This window comes from Confluentibacter flavum (assembly GCF_002843175.1).
In the GTDB taxonomy this organism is placed as follows: Bacteria; Bacteroidota; Bacteroidia; order Flavobacteriales; family Flavobacteriaceae; genus Confluentibacter; species Confluentibacter flavum.
The window spans coordinates 92,240-112,468 of the sequence record NZ_PJEO01000016.1; the positions used below are offsets into that span (position 1 = coordinate 92,240).

Sequence of the window (20,229 nt, forward strand, 5' to 3'; positions counted from 1 at the left end):
TACAACAAAAATAAACAAAAAAAAGCTCCTATGTAACAACATAGAAGCTTTAGTTAACTAAGATAAATAAAGGTTTACACTAATTTTTTATCTATTAAATATTCGGCAATTTGAATGGCATTTGTTGCGGCGCCTTTTCGTAAATTATCGGCAACAATCCACATATTCAATGTGTTGGGTTGCGATTCATCTCTACGCAAACGTCCCACAAAAACCTCATCTTTATCATGCGCAAACATAGGCATAGGATACGTATTGGTTGCTGTGTTATCTTGTAAAACAACACCAGGCGTTTCACTGATTATTTGTCTAACATCCGTTAAATCAAAATCGTGTTCAAATTGAACGTTTACTGATTCTGAATGGCCACCGGACGTAGGAACACGAACAGCCGTAGCCGTTACCGAAAATGTTTTGTCATTAAATATTTTTTGAGGCTCTCTAGCCAATTTCATTTCTTCTTTGGTGTAACCGTTTTCTAAAAATACATCGCAATGCGGTAACACGTTTCTGCTAATTGGGTATGGATAAGCCATGTCTCCTTCTATACCTGCAATCTCGTTTTCTAATTGTTTTACGGCTTTAACACCTGTTCCTGAAACGGATTGGTATGTTGAAACCACAATACGTTTCATTTTATATCTTTTATGAAGTTGGGATAATGCCAAAACCATTTGAATTGTTGAGCAATTAGGATTTGCAATAATCTTATCGTCTTTTGTTAATTCATTGGCGTTAATTTCTGGAACTATTAATTTTTTGGTAGGATCCATGCGCCATGCAGACGAATTATCAACCACAGTAGTACCAGCTTCAGCAAACTTAGGGGCCCATTCCAAAGAAGTATCGCCACCAGCAGAAAAAATAGCAATTTGCGGTTTTGCAGCTACAGCATCAGCCAATCCAATAACAGTATACTCCTTATTTTTATAGATTAATTTTTTCCCAACAGAGCGCTCTGATGCTACCAATAATAATTCGGTAACAGGGAAATTGCGTTCTTCCAATACTTTTAACATCACTTCGCCCACCATTCCAGTGGCGCCAACAACAGCTACTTTCATCTTTTTATATTTATTATTTTTTAATGGTAAGATGAACATTCAAAATAATCATTTTAGATAATGACTGATTTTTTCTTATGAATGTTTCATCTATTTATATTTTTATTTCCTAATTGTAGGATGTAACTTTTTAATAAAAATTCACAGGACAAAACTACTTATTAATTCTATTTTAGAATCAAAAAAAAGCCCCTGTTTTCATGAATCAAGGGCTTTTTAACAACAAATAACACGTTGTTATATATTTAACAATTTGTTATTTTTTTAACAAATCTCTAATTTGAATCAATAATTCTTCTTGGGTTGGCCCAGCTGGTGGCGTAGGGGCAGCCTCCTCTTTCTTTTTCATTTTGTTAATCGCTTTTATAATCATAAACATGACAAAAGCCACAATAATGAAATCTATTAAGTTGGTTATGAAACTACCATAAAGAACCGCAATTTCTCCAGTCAAATTTCCTGCTTCATCCAGAGTCCCTGGTTTAAGGACATATTTTAAATCATTAAAGTCTGAATTGAAAATTAATCCAACAAGTGGAGAAACGATCCCTCCAGTAAATGAGGTTACTACTTTGTTAAAAGCAGCTCCCATAACAAAAGCAACGGCAATATCTACCAAGTTGCCTTTCATTGCAAATTCCTTAAATTCCTTTAGCATTACCATAATTAAAATCGGTTTTATAGTTAGTTGACTACTAAAATATGTAAAAAGCAGCAAATGTTAATGTTATTATTTTAACAAAATACGTTTAACTCTTTGAGAAATAGAAGTTATAAGTTCGTAAGAAATAGTACTGGCAGATTCCGCTAAAGATTCAGCTGTATTATGTTCTGGTCCAAACACAATAACCTCATCACCTTCTTCACATTCAATATTGGTGATGTTCACCATAATCATGTCCATGCACACATTGCCTACAATGGGGGCTTTTTTCCCATTGATGGTAACAAACCCTTTGCCTTTACCATATATTCTACTAATACCATCGGCATGACCAATTGGAAGTGTAGCCGTCTTCAGCAAAGATTTACTTTTAAACGCTCTATTATAGCCAACAGATTCTCCTTTTTCAATAGTATGAATTTGCGAAATTATGGTTTTTAATGTGGCAATGGGTTTAAGATTTTTGCTTTCCTTTTCAGAATTCCCAAAACCATACAATCCGATGCCTGTTCTAACCATATCAAAATGTGCCTCTGGATAATTTAAAATTCCCGAGGTATTGCACATATGGCGAATAGGAGCATATCCCATTAAATTAATAAGCTTTTCTGAATATTGTTTAAATGTATTGATTTGGTTTAACGTAAATTCTCTTTCGTTCAAATCTTCGCTTGCGGCTAAATGAGAGAACAAAGATTTGACTTTTATACCAGAAGTTTCCTTTAATGTATTGGCAATAAAATCTATATCTCTTTCATCAAAACCCAATCGGTTCAATCCAGTGTTGAATTTTATATGAACAGGATAATTGGTTTGATTTTCTTGCGTAGCTACTTCAATAAATGTTTCTAAAATTTTGGAACTGTATAAATTTGGCTCCAAACAATATGCTATTAAAGTTTTAAAATTAATGGCTATGGGATGTAGTACCAAAATAGGTTTAGTAACACCAGCTTGTCTTAACGCAACGCCTTCATTCGTGTAGGCAACCGCAAAATAATCAACGTCTAAGGTTTCTAAATATTTAGCTATTTTGCAAGCATCACTTCCGTAAGCAAACGCTTTAACAACCGCTAAAACTTTGGTATTATCTTTAAGTTTGGATTTAAGGTGCTCAAAATTATGTTTTAGGGCGTTTAAATCTATTTCTAAAACGGTTTCTTGTGCTTTAGGCATTCGTATCTTTAGGTTTATTCAAGATTTCTTCTGGGTCGTTCACTTTCATGTTTCTTACTTTGTCACGCATCATGGCTTTATAAAAAGCGGCTCTGCTTAAAGGCTCATATTCATCGGTTTCTCCTAAAAGCACCAAGTTGTCGTTTTTAGATTTTCTATAACTATACTGTGCTAAATTGCCCGTTCTAGTACAAACCGCGTGTACTTTAGTAACATAATCGGCCGTAGCCATTAAATTAGGCATGGGCCCAAATGGGTTTCCTTTAAAATCCATATCCAATCCAGCAACGATAACACGCACGCCTTTATTGGCCAAATCGTTACAAACACGAACAATTTCATCATCAAAAAACTGGGCTTCATCAATGCCCACGACATCACAACCGTCGGCTAGAATAGGGATGTTTGCCGCTGCGGGAACTGCTGTCGAACGTATTTCGTTGGCATCATGCGACACCACTTTGTCTTCGTTATAACGTACATCAATAGCAGGTTTAAAAATCTCAACTTTTTGTTTCGCAAATTGTGCACGTTTGAGCCTGCGGATTAATTCTTCCGTTTTTCCAGAAAACATGGAACCACAGATAACTTCAATCCACCCAAATTGTTCTTTATGATTTACCGTATTTTCAAGAAACATTTCGTAATTTTAACACTAAAACAAAGCCTTTTTTCGTTCGTATAAAGGTGACATAAATTTATTAAAAATCAAAAGCCCAAATAGCATTAATTTAAAAATTAAAAATAATGAAACATCCATTACTCGAATTAGCATATTGGTTGCAAAAGAGTATGGATGTAGGATATGACCATAAAAAACAATAAATAAAAAACAAATGAAAAAGAAGCTGGAATCTGAGCTTGTTAGTATTGCACACAGAATTCTTAAATTAAAAGGAAAGGAAGATGTTATTAAAATGCATGATGAGGCCAAAGTGCTCTTTGAAAAACTATCGGTTTTAAAGTTTGCCCATGAAAATTTTGAAGAAGACATGCCCACTATTGGCAGCGATACCTCGTTTTTTGATATGCTAGATGAATCTTTTAACAACAAAATAAGCGACTCTATTGAAATTGAAGACAAAATTTATATTAATCTTGATGAGGTTGAAGATGATAATATTATGGAACGAGGTATGGAAACCATTAAAGACATGGTTTCGCAAATGCCTGATAAACCAGAAGACGTTGATGCCATACTAGAATCCCTTACTCAAAAAAAAGCCCATTTAAAAAACGATTTTGATGATATTACTGCCGACTTTAGAAATATGCCCATTTTTGAACCTGTTTCAAAAGCACAAAACGGCTTGGATAAAAAATCTTTAAATGATAAGCTAAAAATTGGCGGCATGAACATTGGCCTTAACGATAAAATTGCCTTTATTAAACATTTATTCAATAGTAAACATGAAGATTATGAGCGTGTACTATCACAGTTAAACACCTTTGATTCTTTAGAAGAAGCCTCTAATTTCATTCAAAATATTGTAAAACCCGATTATAACAATTGGACAGGCAAAGAAGAGTTTGAAGAACGTTTTATGGGTATTATTGAAAGTAAGTTTTAAATAATGGGTAAACTTTATATCGTACCAACGCCAATTGGAAATTTAAAGGACATCACACTTCGGGCATTGGAAATTTTAAAAGAGGTTGATTTAATTCTTGCGGAAGATACCCGAACCTCTGGAAAGCTTTTAAAGCATTTTGAAATTTCCACACACATGCAATCGCACCACATGCACAATGAGCATAAAACGATTGAAAATTTAATTAATAAATTAAAAAGCGGCACCACCGTCGCTTTAATCAGCGATGCTGGGACACCAGCTATATCCGATCCCGGATTTCTATTAACCCGTGCCTGTATAGAAAACGATATTGAAGTAGACTGTTTGCCAGGAGCGACGGCCTTTGTACCTGCCTTAGTGAATTCAGGATTGCCAAACGACAAATTTGTTTTTGAAGGCTTTTTGCCCGTAAAAAAAGGACGGCAAACGCGATTGCAATTACTTGCTGAAGAAACCAGAACCATTATTTTTTATGAAAGTCCGCATAAATTAGTTAAAACTTTGGCCCATTTTTGTGAGTTTTTTGGCGAAGACAGACAAGTGTCTGTTTCTAGAGAACTTACCAAATTATACGAAGAAACCATCCGCGGCACAGCCAAAGAGGTTTTAGAGTATTATACCAATAGGCCTCCAAAAGGGGAGATTGTGATTTGTGTTTCTGGAAAAAATAAATAATTATGACATTAGAAACATTCCTAAGTAAATTAAAACACTCTCCTGAAGCCATCGAGTTTAATGAAACCATAAACATTATTGAATCTCATTACGAGTTCATCCCTATTGGGTTTAAAAATGGCGAGTTATATAATAAAGCAGGTGAGAATTCGGGTTCTTGTAAATTATTGGCATTTACTAAACTACAAGGTTTTACTAAAAACGAAACTTTAGCATGTTTTGGTAAATACTATTTTGAAGATGTATTAAACGACCCAAATGGTAACAGCCATCAAAATATTAGAAACTTTATGAAAACGGGGTTTGAAGGGTTGGTGTTTGATAGTATGCCTCTTAGAGAGAAGTAATGTTTTAAGCTTGACAAGGGGAGCCTCCAAATATCAAATCATTAATTGAAGACATCTTTATAACTTCATTAGAAATCCTCCACTGCCGCAAAAGAAATCAATAACATCATAAAACTTGAAGAATTTTTATCAATTTATCAATATGATAAATAATAAGAAAAGCAATAAACCTACAATAAAAACAACAGCAATTGCTATACACTGAATGCTTTTATGGAAATATTTTCCTTTTAATTTTGATAGTATTTTAACATCTGTATTAATCATCAATGACAAATTATAGTTTTATTTATAAGCTATTGTGAGCTGTATGTAATCTAAAAATAATTCAAGGTTTTTCAATTTTATTTTTTCTTCCTAGCCAAATTTTATAATTGAATTTAGTCTTTTTAGCATAACTTTCAATCTGTTTAATAGTTGCTTTTGGGTATGAAATTCTTAATAAAATAATTTGCAGAATATTTTTAATTCCAATTGATTTGAACATAAATGCCAATGCTATAATGTTTAAATATGTTTCCATTATTTCTGATATTTTTATTTAATGTAAATCTGTCTTTCCAAATGGTTTAAGACATGAACCGTCTTCATTAGATATTTTGAAACTAAGGTATATCAAGAGCTATTAATTTAAAAGGACAATAATTTTTTTAATGAAAAAACTTACTAATTTTGTAAAATATTATTTAGTGCATTCGTGGCAAAACCCCAACCTTCCAAAGCTTAGATAAGAAACCAAATCACAAACGACTAATAATAAATTAATCCGTAATTTTGTATTATAAATCGTAAAGAATTCTAACATGATAAATCATATTACAACAACCTGGTTGGGCGGGATGAAGTTCGAAAGCACAAACCCTTCTGGAAACAAACTATATATTGAAGCCACTCCAGAAAATGGGGAACAAGCCGAAGGCTACAGGCCAAAAGCCTTGATGCTTTCAGCATTGGCTGGCTGTTCTGGCTTAGATGTAGCATCACTTATAAAAAAAATGAAACTGGATGTTGATGATTTTAAAATTGAAATCGATGCAGACCTTACCGAAGAAGACCCAAAATATTACCACAAAGTTGGTGTGCATTTTCATTTTTCAGGAAGTGATTTAAATGAAAAAAAATTACAACGTGCCGTTGATCTATCAGTAGAAAAATATTGTGGGGTTATGGAAATGTTCCGTCAGTTTTCTGAATTGAATGTAGAAACCCATTTTCATAAAAAATAAGTTTTCTACTAAGAATTATGCGCTGGACACTTAAGCCAAAACCAGATGCCACAAAATTGGCAGATTTAAAAACATCGCTTCAAGTCGATGATGTGATTGCTACCTTGTTATTACAGCGTGGCATAGAAACCTATGAAGATGCTAAACGGTTTTTCCGTCCGAGTTTAAGTGATTTACACGATCCATTCTTAATGAAAGATATGGATAAGGCTGTTGAACGCATTGAAAAAGCGATTGCAAACAAAGAAAATATTTTGGTGTATGGTGATTATGATGTAGATGGCACTACGGCCGTTGCCTTAATGTCTTCCTATTTAAAAACCATCCATCCGCTGGTTTACACCTATATTCCAAACAGATATGATGAAGGTTATGGTGTTTCATACAAAGGAATCGACTTTGCTTTGGAAAATGATTTCTCGCTTATTATTGCGTTAGATTGCGGTATTAAAGCCATTGAAAAAGTAGATTATGCCAAAAAATTAGGAATCGACTTTATTATTTGCGATCACCACCGTCCATCTGCTGAACTCCCAAATGCTATTGCTGTTTTAGACCCAAAACGAGAAGATTGTAATTATCCTTATAAAGAATTATGCGGTTGTGGTGTTGGTTTTAAACTCATTCAAGCCTTGGCTTTAAAAGAAGGTAAAACAGCAGAAGATTTAACCAAATATTTAGATTTAGTTGCCACCGCCATTGGTGCCGATATTGTCCCCATTACTGGAGAAAACAGAACGTTGGCTTATTTTGGTTTGGAAGTAATAAATACAAACCCAAGACCCGGAATTAAAGCCATTTTAAATCAGATTGAAAAATCAGAACTCACTATTACCGATGTTGTTTTTATTATAGCGCCCAGAATCAATGCGGCCGGCCGTATGGAACACGGTAATTTTGCCGTAGCATTATTGACTGAAGAAGATGCCACTTTAGCCGCCAAACAAGCCTTAGGAATTAACACTTATAATTTAGACCGCCGTGAAACCGATAAACTCATTACACAAGAAGCTCTTAAACAAATTGAAGAACAAAAAGAACAGGAACGCCTTACTACTGTTGTTTATAACGAAAACTGGCATAAAGGTGTTATTGGTATTGTGGCTTCTAGATTAACCGAAACCTACTACCGCCCTACTTTGGTCTTCACCAAAAGTGGCGACAAACTAGCTGCTTCGGCGCGTTCCGTAAGGGATTTTGACATTTACAATGCCTTGGAAAATTGTAGCGAATATATTGAACAATTTGGCGGCCATAAATATGCTGCCGGATTAACCCTTAAAGAAGAAAACTACGAGGCTTTTAAACAAGCTTTTGAAGATGAAGTTTTTAAAACAATCGATAGAAACTTATTAATTCCCGAAATTAAAATAGATACCCAAATAAATTTAGAAGATATCACACCTAAGTTTTATAGAGTTCTAAAACAATTTGCGCCTTTTGGTCCAGAAAACATGACGCCTGTTTTTATGACCGAAAACTTAAAAGACACTGGTTTTGGCAAATGTGTTGGTGAAGACAAAACCCATTTAAGAATCACTGTAACGCAACCTCAATCCAATAGTTTTGTCGCCATCGGTTTTGGAATGGGAGAGAAAGTAGCTGTCATTTCTGAAAAAAAATCATTTAAAGCCGTTTATTCCATTGATGAAAATGAATGGCAAGGGAATGTGTCTTTACAATTAAAATTAAGAGATGTCGAAACACAACAAATCTCTTAAACTATAAGGTTCCTAATCTTTAGGATGTATATGGCAAAAACAGATCCTTACGCAGCACTACGCTTTAAAGAATTTAATATTTTTTTATTGGTTAGATTTGTTCTGATATTTGGCTGGTCCATGCAGTTTATTGTTATAGAATGGCAAGTATATTCTTTAACTAAAGATCCTCTATCTTTAGGCATGATTGGTTTAATGGAAATAATCCCAGCTTTTACCATGGCATTATTTGCTGGCCACATTGTAGATCAGAAAGAAAAACGAAATCTTTTAGCCTTATGCATTGCTGCTTTTTCATTAATCAGTTTAGGTTTATTTTTACTTACTTGGCCTAAAATAGTCGCAGATTGGTCTACAAAAACCATTTTATACAGCATTTACGCACTCGTTTTTTTTGGTGGGTTTTTACGTTCCTTTTTCGGTCCAACCATCTTTTCTTTAATTGCTTTAATTGTCCCAAAAAGAGCCTATCCAAATGCCGCCACCTGGAACAGTTCTACATGGCAAATGGCATCGGTTTTAGGGCCTGCTTTTGGAGGGTTTTCTATTGGATGGATAGGTGTTCACTGGTCACTTTGCATTATTTTTGGCTTAGTCCTTTTATCACTTCTTATTTTATTTCAAATAAAACGCAAGCCCATTTTAAATCCTAAAATTGGAGAACCCGTGATTGAAAGTTTAAAAGAAGGCGTGCGTTTTGTTTTTAAAACCAAGGCCATTTTAGGAGCCATGACCTTGGATATGGTTGCCGTTTTGTTTGGAGGCGCCATCGCCCTTTTGCCCATTTTTGCACAAGATATTTTAAAAGTTGGTAGTGAAGGATTTGGTATATTACGTGCCGCCCCCGCTGTTGGTGCTTTTATAACCTTGCTCATTACGGCCTACATACCTATTAGTAAGAATGCGGGGATGAAACTGTTAGTTGCGGTTTTTGGCTTTGGCCTTAGTATTATTGTTTTTGGAGTATCATCTGTGTTTTCGATTTCGGTCGTTGCCTTGTTTTTTAGCGGTGTAACCGATGGTGTATCTATGGTGGTGCGTCAAACGATTTTACAAATTAAAACCCCAGACCATATGCGTGGACGTGTGTCATCGGTAAATTCTATGTTTGTGGGGTCTTCAAATGAATTGGGCGCTTTTGAAAGTGGCTTAACCGCAAAACTTTTTGGAACCGTTAATGCTGTGGTTTTTGGAGGTACGATGACGTTAATCACCGTTTTAACGACAGGCATTGCATCACCTTCCTTTAGAAAACTGGATTTAACTAAAGATATTGAGGAACATCAAAGGGAAAGCTAAAAGGTCTCCAACTCAAAATTCTCCCCATCAAAAACACCGAAAGTGTAATAAGTTATCCAATCACCAAGGTTGATGTATTTTGATGTGTCATTTAATTGAATTTCTAAAGGCAAATGGCGGTGGCCAAACACAAAATAATCTCGGTGTTTGTTTTCCAATTTCTTTTTGCTGTACTGTACCAACCACTCATTATCTTCGCCTAAAAAGGCGGCATCGTCTTCACCCGAAATCAATTTGTTTTTTACTGATAAGTATTGCGCAATACGCATACCAATATCTGGATGGGCCCATCGAAACACCCATCTAAAAAACGGATTGGTAAATACTTTTTTCATGCGCTTGTACCCTTTGTCCCCAGGACCTAAACCGTCGCCATGACCAATAAAGAAAACCTTGTCATTAAACGTGAATTCTTTTGGTTTATGGTAAACGGGGATGTTAAGTTCTTCTTCAAAATAACCGTGCATCCATAAATCATGATTACCAACAAAATAGTAGATTGGGATTCCAGAATCGCTAATTTCTGCCAATTTGCCCAAGGTTCTGGTAAACCCTTTTGGCACTACTTTTTTATATTCAAACCAAAAATCGAATAAGTCCCCTAAAAGGAAAATAGCAGCCGCATCATCCTTTATGGTATCTAACCACGCTACAAACTTTTTTTCACGCGGACGTGAAGCTTCTGTGGTTGGAGCTCCTAAATGATTATCGGATGCAAAGTATATTTTCTTGCCTTTAGGTATTTGCATGATGTAAATATAGAAAATGTTTTTTTGCGTTAAGCATTATCTGACGCATACCATTCGGCAAACGATGTTTCGGTTTCTTGAAGCTTTAATGAATGTAATTTTATATGACTAGGTAAGCGTTTAGATATTTTATTTGAAAAATCAATCACCATCATTTCGCTGGTTGGTTGGTAATTTACCAATAGCACATTGTGCCCCCTGTTTTTCAATTCTTTAGCAAGTTCTACATGAGGGGTGTTTTTATTAAAAACGGTCGCATGGTCGAATACATCTACAATCTCTTCTTTGACGATTTTTTTTAAATCGCTAAAATCAATCACCATCCCAAATTTTACATGTGTGGTATCTGTAATGGGCGTTCCTATAACAGTTACTGAAAGTTTATAACTATGCCCATGCACATTTTTACACTTACCGTCGTAACCATAAAGGGCATGCCCAGTTTCAAAAGAAAATTGTTTTGTAATGCGTATGTTACTCATTAAAATGGTATTTATTTCGCAAAGATATTCATTTTGTAAAAGCAATTTGTTTTTAGATTACATTTGGCGACTATTTGGCATTTATTATTTGATGGCGAACTGCTTAATTTTATAAATTATGAGTCATCTTTTTGAGGATATTGAGTTTGTTGAAAATCCACTTTATGAAGCTATTATTTCTGATATCTTATCAAAGAAATATAGCATTGTTGAAGATTTTTTTTCTACGGAAGACGTTACTATTTTAAGGCAATCTTTACTTAAAAAACATGAAGAGAATGCTTTTAAAAAAGCAGCTATTGGCAATCGTTTTGAAGAAACCGTTGTAAGGTCGATTCGAGGCGATGTGATTTTATGGATGGAAGAGGCCAAGGCAGATGCCTCTGAACTATTGTTCTTCAATAAAATAAATAGCCTAATAAACTATCTTAATAAAACCTGTTTTTTGGGTATTTTACATAAAGAATTCCATTATGCTTTATATCCCAAAGGCACTTTTTACAAACGGCATATTGATACCTTTCAAAATGACGACAGACGAAAATTATCGTTTGTTTGCTATTTAAATGAAGATGGCTGGTTACCAGAAAATGGTGGCGAATTGGTCTTGTATTTAAACGAGAATGGTGAAGAAACCGAAAAAATTATTTATCCTTTTCCTGGTCGTGTGGTTATTTTTGAAAGTCAGATTATCGAACACGAAGTAAGACCTGTAAACACTGAACGGTTAAGTATTACAGGTTGGTTAAAAACCAGATAATTATTTTCTTTTTCTTCGGTTCATAAAATAAACAACAATTAACACGATCCCTAATAAAAGAAAAAGGCCGTTACCACTTATAAAACTTAAAATATCCATAAATTACTTGTATTAAATTTGCTTTTACATTTTTTGTTTAGAATCAACTCTTTATTTTAAATAGGTCTCGATACTCCCGATAGCTATCGGGATTCTACTGAAAATCACTCGCCCTGACATTTAGTTTATAAGAAACAAAGTTAACAAAACTTAGCCTTAATTTTATCTACAATGGTTTGAGCCAATTTTTCTTTACTTTCTAAGGTCCACCCCGCTACGTGTGGGGATAAAATAACATTTTGTGCATTTATTAAATATTGAAAAGCTTCTGGCATTTCAGAAGAAAACAATGCTTCAAACGATGTTTTTTCATATTCTAAAACATCTAATCCAGCACCCAATATTTTCTCGGATTTTAATGCGGAAACCAAATCTGCTGTCACCACACTTTTACCACGTGCCGTATTAATAAACCAAAATGGGTTTTTAAATTGATTAATAAAATCTGCATGAATCATATGCAACGTTAAGGGCGTTTGTGGCGTATGTAAACTTACCACATCTGCTTGTTCTTGTAATTCTTGAAGTGACACTTGTTTGGCATTGTCATCGGCAACTTTCTCTAAAATATCATAGCACAATACGGAAACATCAAAGCCTTTTAATTTTTTAGCAAAGGCTTTCCCCGTATTGCCATAGCCAATAATACCCACGGTTTTTCCATCCAATTCCACACCACGATTGTCTTCGCGCGACCATTTGCCTTGCCGCACTTCAGCATCAGCCTTATTAAGTTTATTAAAAAGCGATAATAACATGCCCAGAGCGTGTTCGCCAACGGCATTTCTATTTCCTTCTGGTGCTGCAATCAACTCAACGCCTTTTGTTTTGGCATAATCACCATCAATATTTTCTAATCCTGCGCCAACACGCGCAATAAATTTTAGGTTTTTGGCAGCATCCAGAAATTGTTTATCTATGGTAAATCTACTTCTTAAAACAATCCCATCATAGTCTGATATTTTTGCTTCAATAGCTTCTTTTGAAGATGTGTAATCTTGATGATTGATAAACCCTAAATCGTTTAGTTGATTGATTAAAAGCTCGTGATTGGTATCTAGGTGAAGGATTTTCATGTGATGCAATTTCAAAAACCAAATATAACTATTATGAGATACTGAAGCAAATTCTGTTTGAGGGAGAAAATTAAAACCCTAAAATAGCCTTAGCAATTAAAAAGTACATTAATATACCAAACACATCGTTACTCGTGGTAATAAATGGCCCTGTGGCTACGGCGGCATCTATACCACGTTTGTCTAAAAATATAGGTATAAAGGTGCCTACCAATGCTGCCATAATGATAACCGAAATGAGGGCTACACATATGGTTAAAGACTCTAAATAAGTTGTTTGAAATACGAAGTGGCTAATGATTAATACTATAAATGCAATGGCAAGTCCGTTTACCAAGCCTAATAAAAATTCTTTTAGGAGGCGTTTTAAAATACTGCCATCAATAGAATCGTTAGCCAAACCTTGCACTATAATGGCGGAAGATTGTACGCCTACATTTCCTGCGGTTGCTTGTATTAACGGAATAAACATTAAAAGTGCTGGAAATTTTAGCATAGCATCGCTAAACCCGTTAATAATACTTGCGGCTCCTATACCCCCAAACATACCAATAAGCAACCAAGGCAAACGTGCTTTTGTGAGTTCCCAAATAGTATCATCGGCTTCTACATCGGCAGTAATACCTGCTGCTAATTGATAATCTTTTTCGGCTTCTTCTTTCATGACATCCACAATGTCATCAATGGTAATTCTTCCTAATAAAATCATGTTTGCGTCTACTACAGGGATGGCTTCCAAATCGTATTTAGCCATGACTCTTGCAACGTCTTCAACATCATCATGAACATTTACATAATCGACACTAGGAATATAAATCTCGGCAATTTTTTGATCACTTTTGGCAACTATAAGGTCTTTTAAAGAGAGACGACCCACCAATTTATTTTTTTTATTGACCACATAAATAGAGTGTACTCGGGTGACTTCTTTGGCTTGTCCCCGTATTCTTCTCATACATCCAGCAACGGTCCAGGTTTCGTAAACCTTAACCAACTCTTTTGCCATGAGTCCACCCGCGGTATCTTCGTCATAAGCTAACAGCTCACGGATTTCGGCTTTATGCTCTTCGTCCTCAATATGTGAAATAACTTCTTGCTGACGTTCTTCAGAAAGTTCAGAAATGATATCGGCTGCATCATCGGTATCCAACTCTTCAATTTCTTCGGCAATTTCTTTTGAAGACAGATTTCTTAAAACCTTTTCCCTGTTATCTTCATCAAGTTCCATTAAGATGTCTGAGGTCGTTTCAGAATCCAGTAACTTAATGATATAGACAGCCTCTTCTAGATTAAGTTCATCTAAAATTTCGGCAATATCGGCGTGATGAAAGTCATCTAATAACTTTTTGAGTTCCTTATCTTTTTTGGTTTCGATAAGTTGCTCAACTTGTTGAATGAGTTCATTGGTAAGCTCGAATTGTATATTATCTTTTTCTTCCGACAAATTGAATCGTTTTAAACATCCTTTTCAATACGTGTTGTAAGCTCTAGAAATTGCTGAACACTTAACTGTTCCGGACGCTTGTCAAAGATACTATCTTCTCTTAAATTATCACTTAAATTGAATGTTTTTAAACTGTTACGAATTGTTTTTCTTCGTTGTTGAAATGCTGCTTTTACAACCTTAAAAAATAATCCGACATCGCAGGGCAATGAATAATCCTCTTTTCGTGTCAGTCTTAAAACGCCAGAATCTACTTTTGGTGGTGGAGAGAATACTGTTGGTGGCACCGTAAATAAATACTCTGCCTTGTAAAACGCTTGGGTTAGAACCGATAAGATACCATACACTTTACTTCCTTCTTTAGAGCAAATGCGTTCTGCGACTTCTTTTTGAAACATCCCGGAAAACTCTGGAATTTGATCTCTCATTTCCAAGACTTTAAAAACGATTTGTGTTGAAATATTATAGGGAAAGTTTCCAATAACAGCGAAAGGTTGTCCTTTAAAAACAAGGTTTAAATCGTACTTTAAAAAATCTTTTTCTATGATTCTGGACGCCAGACTAAGATAATTTGCTTTAAGGTATTCAACAGATTCTGGGTCTATCTCAATGACATGCGTGGTAACATCTTTTTCTAATAAATACTTTGTTAAAACACCCATTCCTGGGCCAATTTCCAAAACTGATTTATAGTTTTCAAAAGATAAGGTGTCAGCAATTTTTTCTGCAATGCTTTCATCATTCAGAAAATGTTGCCCTAAATACTTTTTGGCTTTTACTTGATGTTGATTGGGGTTGTGTGCCACGGATTCACGAATTTATATGCTAAATTACATTTTAAAATGGATTCCAACCTCAGCAGGAATGACAAAAGCTATTTGAACGTCACCGAATATTCATCTAAAATTTCCAGCTCGGTTCTAAATGCCAACATTTTGTCTCCAAATTTTTTTGAAATTTCAGCTCTAAAAGCAGGAGCATCCTCTCTATAAAAAGCATCTAACGCTTCCCGTGAATAGGATTTATACTGAACAGAATAGGTAACGCCTCCCATCTCCTCATCAACCAAAACTTTGGTGAGGGTTGCTTTTTCAAACTTTCCGGTTGCTAATACTTGTGGTATATGTTCTTTAATCCATATAAGCCATTCATCGTGAATGGTTTCGTCTATATTTGATGTTACGTTGTATATGATCATTGGGTGTTGGGTTTTAGGTATAGGGTTCTGGGTGTTGGTTCTAACTATCTAAGAATCTAATTGTCTAAAAAATCTAATTAATAGCATCCCCCCGTAAAGCCCTATATTTTTTTCGAGCCTCAACAAAGTAGATACTATCTTGATGGTTAAAAATAATTTTTTCGTATAATGCTTTTGCTTTTTCAGGCTGGTTTAAATGGTTTTCATACAATTCTGCCAGAGCAAAATAAGCATTATCGATTAAAATACCGTCACTATAATTATCTATAAGGGCAGTGTAATTGGCTTCTGCTTTTGTGAATTCTTGTTTAATTTCAAATAGTTGTGCTTGTTTAAATAAGGCTTGTGCCACGATTGGCTCTGTTTTATGTTCTTGCAATATTTTTTCTAAAAGCGAAATAGCTTCATCATTTCTGTTTTGAAATGCTAATAAATCGGATTTTGAATAAAGCTTTAACGCCGTTTGGAGTGAATCTTCATATTTATAATCCGAAATAAGTAATTTTAAATCCAATGCGTCATTGGCAATAAGTTGCGACGTTGAAGCTTTTAATATTTTAAGCTGGGATTCTGCCCATTTAAAATCGCCCTTATAATAACTCGCTTTGGCAACTTTAAACCGGGCTTCTTGAGAAATGGTGCTGTTTTTTAAGTTGCGTTGAATTTGTGTGTAATAAATTAAAGCTTTATTGAAATTTTCCTGTAAAACAAGAATATCTCCTAACTCTAACTTGACTTCTGCTTTTTCTAATTCGGTTAGTGGAAGTTCTAAAGTTTTCTCTAAAAACACAATGGCTTTATCGGTTTCGTTCATATAAAACGCTAAAAAATGACCATAGGCAATTTGAAGATTTAATGTTTGGGCATAGGTTCCAAACTTTTTAAATAACTCTAAATATTGATTATTAATGGTTTGAAAATTGCTTTTTGAGCTGATTTCGGTTTCCAGTTGAAGTAAGTTATAGTGCGCATTAAGCAAAGTATCTGTGTCTTGTGCGGTATCAATAATATAAGATAGAATCTCTTTAGCAATATCGTTTTCATTTTCACTTAGGGCTATTTGAGCCAATTCTTCAATTCTATTTAGACTTTCTGGTTGTCTATTAAAAATAGCTTTTTCTTGAATAAATGCTTTGCCAAATTCTTTTTGTTGAATGAACAACCAACTTAATAAATCGTTCCAAATCAAATCTTGGTCTTGTTGCAGGTTTTTAAGTAAAATTTTTCTTAGTAATACATTATTTTCATTAGTACTGTTTTCACTTATAAAATCATTGATAGATCGTTTTATTATACTTAAAGCTGCTTGATTACTTTTGGCAAAATCTATATAACTAGTAAACATTTTTTCTATGTTACCTTGCTCTCCATATATTTGAGCCAATTGCAATTGAAAATTTAAATCTGGTTTTAAAACCATTGCTTTTTCGTATGCAGCAATGGTTTCGCTCAAAAGCGAGTGGCTTTGAAAACTTCTTGCTATTGAAAAAACATTGTTAACGTTTGTATCTATGCTTGACAGTGCTTGGTTGTAATAATTGGTTGCGTTTTGTAAATCGTTTTTTAACTGATAATTATACCCCAGTTCAACAAAAAAAGCAGGATAATTTAATCTTTCCAATAGTTTCAACAAAAATGTTTCCGATGCGTCATACTGTTCTAACTGTTGATGCGTCGACACTATTTGGCTTATATAATTAATGTTTGAAGGCGATTGCGCATATAGTTTTTTATATTCCAATAATGCTTTCTCGAAATCACCATTTTTATAATACTCGTTAGCCAAGGCATCATTTTGCGAAAATGCATTGGTACAACATATCATTAAAAATATTATTAAAATAACCCTCATGTTGTAAAGATATGAAATGTGGTTTGTAGAAATTGTGAATCTTTTTATAAAAAATGCCCGAATAAAATTCGGGCACTAACCAATCAAAATAAATGTCTATTAACTATTTATCCATCATTATTAAAAACGATAGCATGAATCGATTGGGGACAATCTTCTAATAAACTTATTATTTACTTACAATTGCAGTTATTTTATTTTCAGTTTTAGTGATTTCAAAATCTGAAAATAAAACCTTGCTAGCGAAGAAAATTAATGTAATTAAAAGGATAATTCGCTTAAGATTTTTCATGGTTAGTAGGCTTGTATAGATTTGGTTCAGCTAACTTGAGAAATATCTTTTAAAACTCCAAGAAAAATTAAGAATAATCGTTAAATAACGTCAATAAAGCGCACTTAATCGTTAAAACACGGTTTTATAATTAATATATGTAAGATTTATGTTCCTTTTTTAGGTTGATTAATTAATTATTTTAAAACCTGTGTAAGGTTGTAAAACGTCTGGTATAACGATGCCTTTTTCGGTTTGATAATTTTCCAAAATACCGGCCAATACCCTTGGAAGCGCTAACGAACTTCCGTTAAGTGTATGTGCCAATTCATTTTTACCCTCGCTATTTTTAAAGCGTAATTTTAAACGATTGGCTTGGAATGTTTCAAAGTTTGATACTGATGAAATCTCCAACCATCTATCTTGCGCTGTAGAAAACACTTCAAAGTCGTATGTCAAAGCTGATGCAAATGAGGTATCCCCACCACACAATCTTAAAATTCTGTATGGCAATTTAAGTTCTTTTAAAATGTCTTTTACATGTTCAATCATCACATCTAATGCATTATACGAATTATCAGGGTGCTCAACTCGTATAATTTCAACCTTATCAAATTGATGCAATCTGTTCAATCCTCTTACATGCGCGCCATAACTTCCTGCCTCACGGCGGAAACATGGTGTGTAGCCTGTAATACCAATTGGCAAGTCGCTTTCATTAAGCAATACATCCCTAAAAATATTGGTTCCAGGCACTTCTGCCGTTGGTATTAAATACAAATTGTCTTCGGTAACATGATACATTTGCCCTTCTTTATCTGGCAACTGACCCGTACCAAAACCTGATGCTTCGTTTACCAAATGTGGTAATTGATATTCCGTATACCCTGCTGCTGTATTTTTATCTAAAAAATAGGTGATTAAGGCGCGTTGTAATTTGGCTCCTTTGCCTTTGTAAACAGGAAACCCTGCACCTGTAATTTTATTACCAAGTTCAAAATCTATAATATCATACTTTTTTGCCAGTTCCCAATGTGGTTGAGCGCCATCGTACAGAACAGGAATATCTCCTTCTCTATACACTTCTTCATTATCTGTTTCTGAACTTCCTTTAGGAACAATGCTATTTGGAACGTTTGGTATTTTATAAAGTAATTGGTTTAATTCATCAACTTTATTATTAAGCGAATCGTTAAGTTCTTTTGAAACATCCTTTAACTGGCCGGTTTTTTCTTTTAAAATAGTGGCTTTTTGTGTTTCTCCAGATTTGTAAAAAATGCCTATTTCTTTTGATAGGGCGTTTGATTCTGCTAAAGTATTATCTAATTCGGTTTGAATACGTCTTCTATCTTCATCTAAGGAAATGACTTGATTAATGATGCTTGTAGCGTCTATATTTCTTTTTGCTAACCCAGCAATTACCAAATCTTTATTCTCTCTTATAAAAGGAACTTGTAACATCTATTGAATTTTTAAGCGACAAATTTAATGAATTGCGATTATAATTGGTCTTATTTTAAATGTAAAATAGCATAGATATTGTAGTTAACTGTCTTGAGACTGAATATATTTAAGCGATGCTTGTTTGTCTTTTAGTAATTGATTTTTTAAAGCCTCAACCGACTCAAATTTTTGTTCGTCACGAATGCGATTCAACAAATTAATCTGAATTTTTTTGTTGTAAATATTGTCGTCAAAATTAAAGAAATGAACCTCTATGCTTTCTGTTTCTCCATTAACAGTTGGGTTCATGCCAATATTCATCATACCGTAAACTAATTGTTCATTAACTAGGGAACTTACAACATAAGACCCGTATTTAGGAATGAGTTTATAGGCTTCTTCAATAATTATATTTGCCGTAGGAAACCCTAATTGTTTGCCCAAACCTTTTCCTTTGGCCACAGTGCCAGTAAGCATGAAATTATAGCCTAAAAATGAGTTTGCTTTGATAATGTTTCCTTCGTTTAAAGCGGTTCTTATTTTTGTAGAGCTAACCGACACGTCGTTAATATCTTTCGCTGAAATTTCCTCAACTTCAAAAGCATATTTTTCCCCAAACAGTTTTAAATCTTCAAAATTGGCATTTCGGTTTCTTCCAAATCTATGATCGTAACCAATAATCACCTTTTTGGCGTTTAGTTTGTCCACCAAAATTTTCTTTACAAAATCTTCTGCCGAAAGCCTAGAAAATTCCTTGGTAAATTTTTTAACCAACAAAAAATCAAGACCTAACGAGTTTAAAATCTCGCTGCGCTCGTCAATGGTGTTAATAAGTTTTATCCCTGTGTCTTTTTGTAAAACCATTCGCGGATGCGGGAAAAAAGTAAGGATAACTGATTTTAAATCACTATTAATGCCAGCATTCACTAAACGTTTAATTATTTTTTGATGTCCTACATGAACCCCATCAAACGTGCCTATGGTTACTACTGTTGGTTCTTTAGAGTTATAAGTTTTAATATTTTGAAGAATTCCCATGTAAAGAATAAATTGCTAATCTGAATTAAAAAAATTAGATTTGTTTGACAAAGGTTAAAAAAATTGCCCTA

Annotated in this window: 21 protein-coding genes; 7 read left to right on the forward strand and 14 right to left on the reverse strand. The window is 34.2% G+C overall.

The genetic code is table 11. From position 1 onward, the window contains the following. Positions 1-74 precede the first annotated feature (74 nt). The 4 genes from CSW08_RS05540 to CSW08_RS05555 form a co-directional block, all read right to left on the reverse strand. Positions 75-1,064: an aspartate-semialdehyde dehydrogenase gene (locus CSW08_RS05540; protein WP_106659018.1), complete on the reverse strand. Its 990-nt coding sequence runs from the start codon at positions 1,062-1,064 to the stop codon at positions 75-77. 256 nt (positions 1,065-1,320) lie between these two features. Beyond that, positions 1,321-1,728, reverse strand: a complete 408-nt coding sequence (gene mscL, locus CSW08_RS05545) for a large-conductance mechanosensitive channel protein MscL (RefSeq protein ID WP_394337026.1) — start codon at positions 1,726-1,728, stop codon at positions 1,321-1,323. A gap of 66 nt (positions 1,729-1,794) precedes the next feature. Further along, positions 1,795-2,904 carry an alanine racemase gene (gene alr / locus CSW08_RS05550; RefSeq protein ID WP_106658914.1) on the reverse strand — a complete coding sequence of 370 codons (1,110 nt, stop codon included), beginning with the start codon at positions 2,902-2,904 and terminating at the stop codon, positions 1,795-1,797. After that, positions 2,897-3,544: a thymidine kinase gene (locus tag CSW08_RS05555; RefSeq protein ID WP_106658915.1), complete on the reverse strand. Its 648-nt coding sequence runs from the start codon at positions 3,542-3,544 to the stop codon at positions 2,897-2,899. Before CSW08_RS05555 ends, alr begins: the two co-directional genes overlap by 8 nt. A gap of 196 nt (positions 3,545-3,740) precedes the next feature. Here CSW08_RS05555 and CSW08_RS05560 point away from each other — a divergent pair, with 196 nt between their 5' ends. Genes CSW08_RS05560 through CSW08_RS05570 form a run of 3 tightly spaced genes read left to right on the forward strand, consistent with a single transcriptional unit; the run spans position 3,741 to position 5,500 of the window. Then, positions 3,741-4,475 carry a hypothetical protein gene (locus CSW08_RS05560; RefSeq protein WP_106658916.1) on the forward strand — a complete coding sequence of 245 codons (735 nt, stop codon included), beginning with the start codon at positions 3,741-3,743 and terminating at the stop codon, positions 4,473-4,475. A gap of 3 nt (positions 4,476-4,478) precedes the next feature. Beyond that, the gene (gene rsmI, locus CSW08_RS05565; RefSeq protein WP_106658917.1) at positions 4,479-5,153 is read left to right on the forward strand and encodes a 16S rRNA (cytidine(1402)-2'-O)-methyltransferase; all 675 of its coding nucleotides are present in this window, start codon (positions 4,479-4,481) and stop codon (positions 5,151-5,153) included. Between the two features lie 2 nt (positions 5,154-5,155). Then, on the forward strand, positions 5,156-5,500 hold the full coding sequence (locus CSW08_RS05570) for a HopJ type III effector protein (protein ID WP_106658918.1): 345 nt from the start codon (positions 5,156-5,158) through the stop codon (positions 5,498-5,500). Between the two features lie 328 nt (positions 5,501-5,828). Here the strand turns inward: CSW08_RS05570 and CSW08_RS05575 are convergent, their stop codons facing one another. After that, positions 5,829-6,023, reverse strand: a complete 195-nt coding sequence (locus CSW08_RS05575; RefSeq protein ID WP_106658919.1) for a hypothetical protein — start codon at positions 6,021-6,023, stop codon at positions 5,829-5,831. A gap of 280 nt (positions 6,024-6,303) precedes the next feature. Between CSW08_RS05575 and CSW08_RS05580 the strand changes: the two genes are divergently transcribed. The 3 genes from CSW08_RS05580 to CSW08_RS05590 are packed head-to-tail and all read left to right on the forward strand — an operon-like array spanning position 6,304 to position 9,746. Then, the gene (locus CSW08_RS05580; protein WP_106658920.1) at positions 6,304-6,726 is read left to right on the forward strand and encodes an OsmC family protein; all 423 of its coding nucleotides are present in this window, start codon (positions 6,304-6,306) and stop codon (positions 6,724-6,726) included. 17 nt (positions 6,727-6,743) lie between these two features. After that, on the forward strand, positions 6,744-8,447 hold the full coding sequence (gene recJ / locus CSW08_RS05585) for a single-stranded-DNA-specific exonuclease RecJ (protein ID WP_106658921.1): 1,704 nt from the start codon (positions 6,744-6,746) through the stop codon (positions 8,445-8,447). A 30-nt stretch (positions 8,448-8,477) separates the two neighbouring features. After that, the gene (locus tag CSW08_RS05590) at positions 8,478-9,746 is read left to right on the forward strand and encodes an MFS transporter (protein ID WP_106659020.1); all 1,269 of its coding nucleotides are present in this window, start codon (positions 8,478-8,480) and stop codon (positions 9,744-9,746) included. Here CSW08_RS05590 and CSW08_RS05595 read toward each other — a convergent pair. Together CSW08_RS05595 and CSW08_RS05600 are read right to left on the reverse strand one after the other, a co-directional pair. Beyond that, entirely contained in the window at positions 9,743-10,495 is a 753-nt protein-coding gene (locus CSW08_RS05595; RefSeq protein ID WP_106658922.1) for a UDP-2,3-diacylglucosamine diphosphatase, read from the reverse strand. The genes CSW08_RS05590 and CSW08_RS05595 overlap by 4 nt on opposite strands. A gap of 29 nt (positions 10,496-10,524) precedes the next feature. Beyond that, positions 10,525-10,977 (reverse strand): 6-pyruvoyl trahydropterin synthase family protein, encoded by a 453-nt coding sequence (locus CSW08_RS05600; protein WP_106658923.1) that lies wholly within the window; start codon positions 10,975-10,977, stop codon positions 10,525-10,527. 118 nt (positions 10,978-11,095) lie between these two features. On the opposite strand from CSW08_RS05600, the gene CSW08_RS05605 reads away from it, so the two are divergent. Beyond that, positions 11,096-11,737 (forward strand): 2OG-Fe(II) oxygenase, encoded by a 642-nt coding sequence (locus CSW08_RS05605; protein WP_106658924.1) that lies wholly within the window; start codon positions 11,096-11,098, stop codon positions 11,735-11,737. A gap of 239 nt (positions 11,738-11,976) precedes the next feature. On the opposite strand, the gene CSW08_RS05610 is transcribed toward CSW08_RS05605, so the two are convergent. The 7 genes from CSW08_RS05610 to CSW08_RS05640 all read right to left on the reverse strand — a co-directional run bounded on the left by CSW08_RS05610 (position 11,977) and on the right by CSW08_RS05640 (position 20,158). Next, positions 11,977-12,912: a 2-hydroxyacid dehydrogenase gene (locus CSW08_RS05610; RefSeq protein ID WP_106658925.1), complete on the reverse strand. Its 936-nt coding sequence runs from the start codon at positions 12,910-12,912 to the stop codon at positions 11,977-11,979. Positions 12,913-12,982: 70 nt separating this feature from the next. Then, positions 12,983-14,356 carry a magnesium transporter gene (gene mgtE, locus CSW08_RS05615; RefSeq protein ID WP_106658926.1) on the reverse strand — a complete coding sequence of 458 codons (1,374 nt, stop codon included), beginning with the start codon at positions 14,354-14,356 and terminating at the stop codon, positions 12,983-12,985. 11 nt (positions 14,357-14,367) lie between these two features. After that, entirely contained in the window at positions 14,368-15,162 is a 795-nt protein-coding gene (gene rsmA / locus CSW08_RS05620; RefSeq protein WP_106658927.1) for a 16S rRNA (adenine(1518)-N(6)/adenine(1519)-N(6))-dimethyltransferase RsmA, read from the reverse strand. A gap of 68 nt (positions 15,163-15,230) precedes the next feature. Next, positions 15,231-15,554 carry a DUF4286 family protein gene (locus CSW08_RS05625; RefSeq protein WP_106658928.1) on the reverse strand — a complete coding sequence of 108 codons (324 nt, stop codon included), beginning with the start codon at positions 15,552-15,554 and terminating at the stop codon, positions 15,231-15,233. A gap of 73 nt (positions 15,555-15,627) precedes the next feature. Continuing rightward, positions 15,628-17,379 carry a tetratricopeptide repeat protein gene (locus tag CSW08_RS05630; protein WP_238987204.1) on the reverse strand — a complete coding sequence of 584 codons (1,752 nt, stop codon included), beginning with the start codon at positions 17,377-17,379 and terminating at the stop codon, positions 15,628-15,630. Positions 17,380-17,866: 487 nt separating this feature from the next. Beyond that, complete coding sequence (serS, locus tag CSW08_RS05635) at positions 17,867-19,138, reverse strand: serine--tRNA ligase (protein WP_106658930.1); 1,272 nt, start codon at positions 19,136-19,138, stop codon at positions 17,867-17,869. Between the two features lie 84 nt (positions 19,139-19,222). Further along, on the reverse strand, positions 19,223-20,158 hold the full coding sequence (locus CSW08_RS05640) for a bifunctional riboflavin kinase/FAD synthetase (RefSeq protein WP_106658931.1): 936 nt from the start codon (positions 20,156-20,158) through the stop codon (positions 19,223-19,225). Positions 20,159-20,229 lie beyond the last annotated feature (71 nt).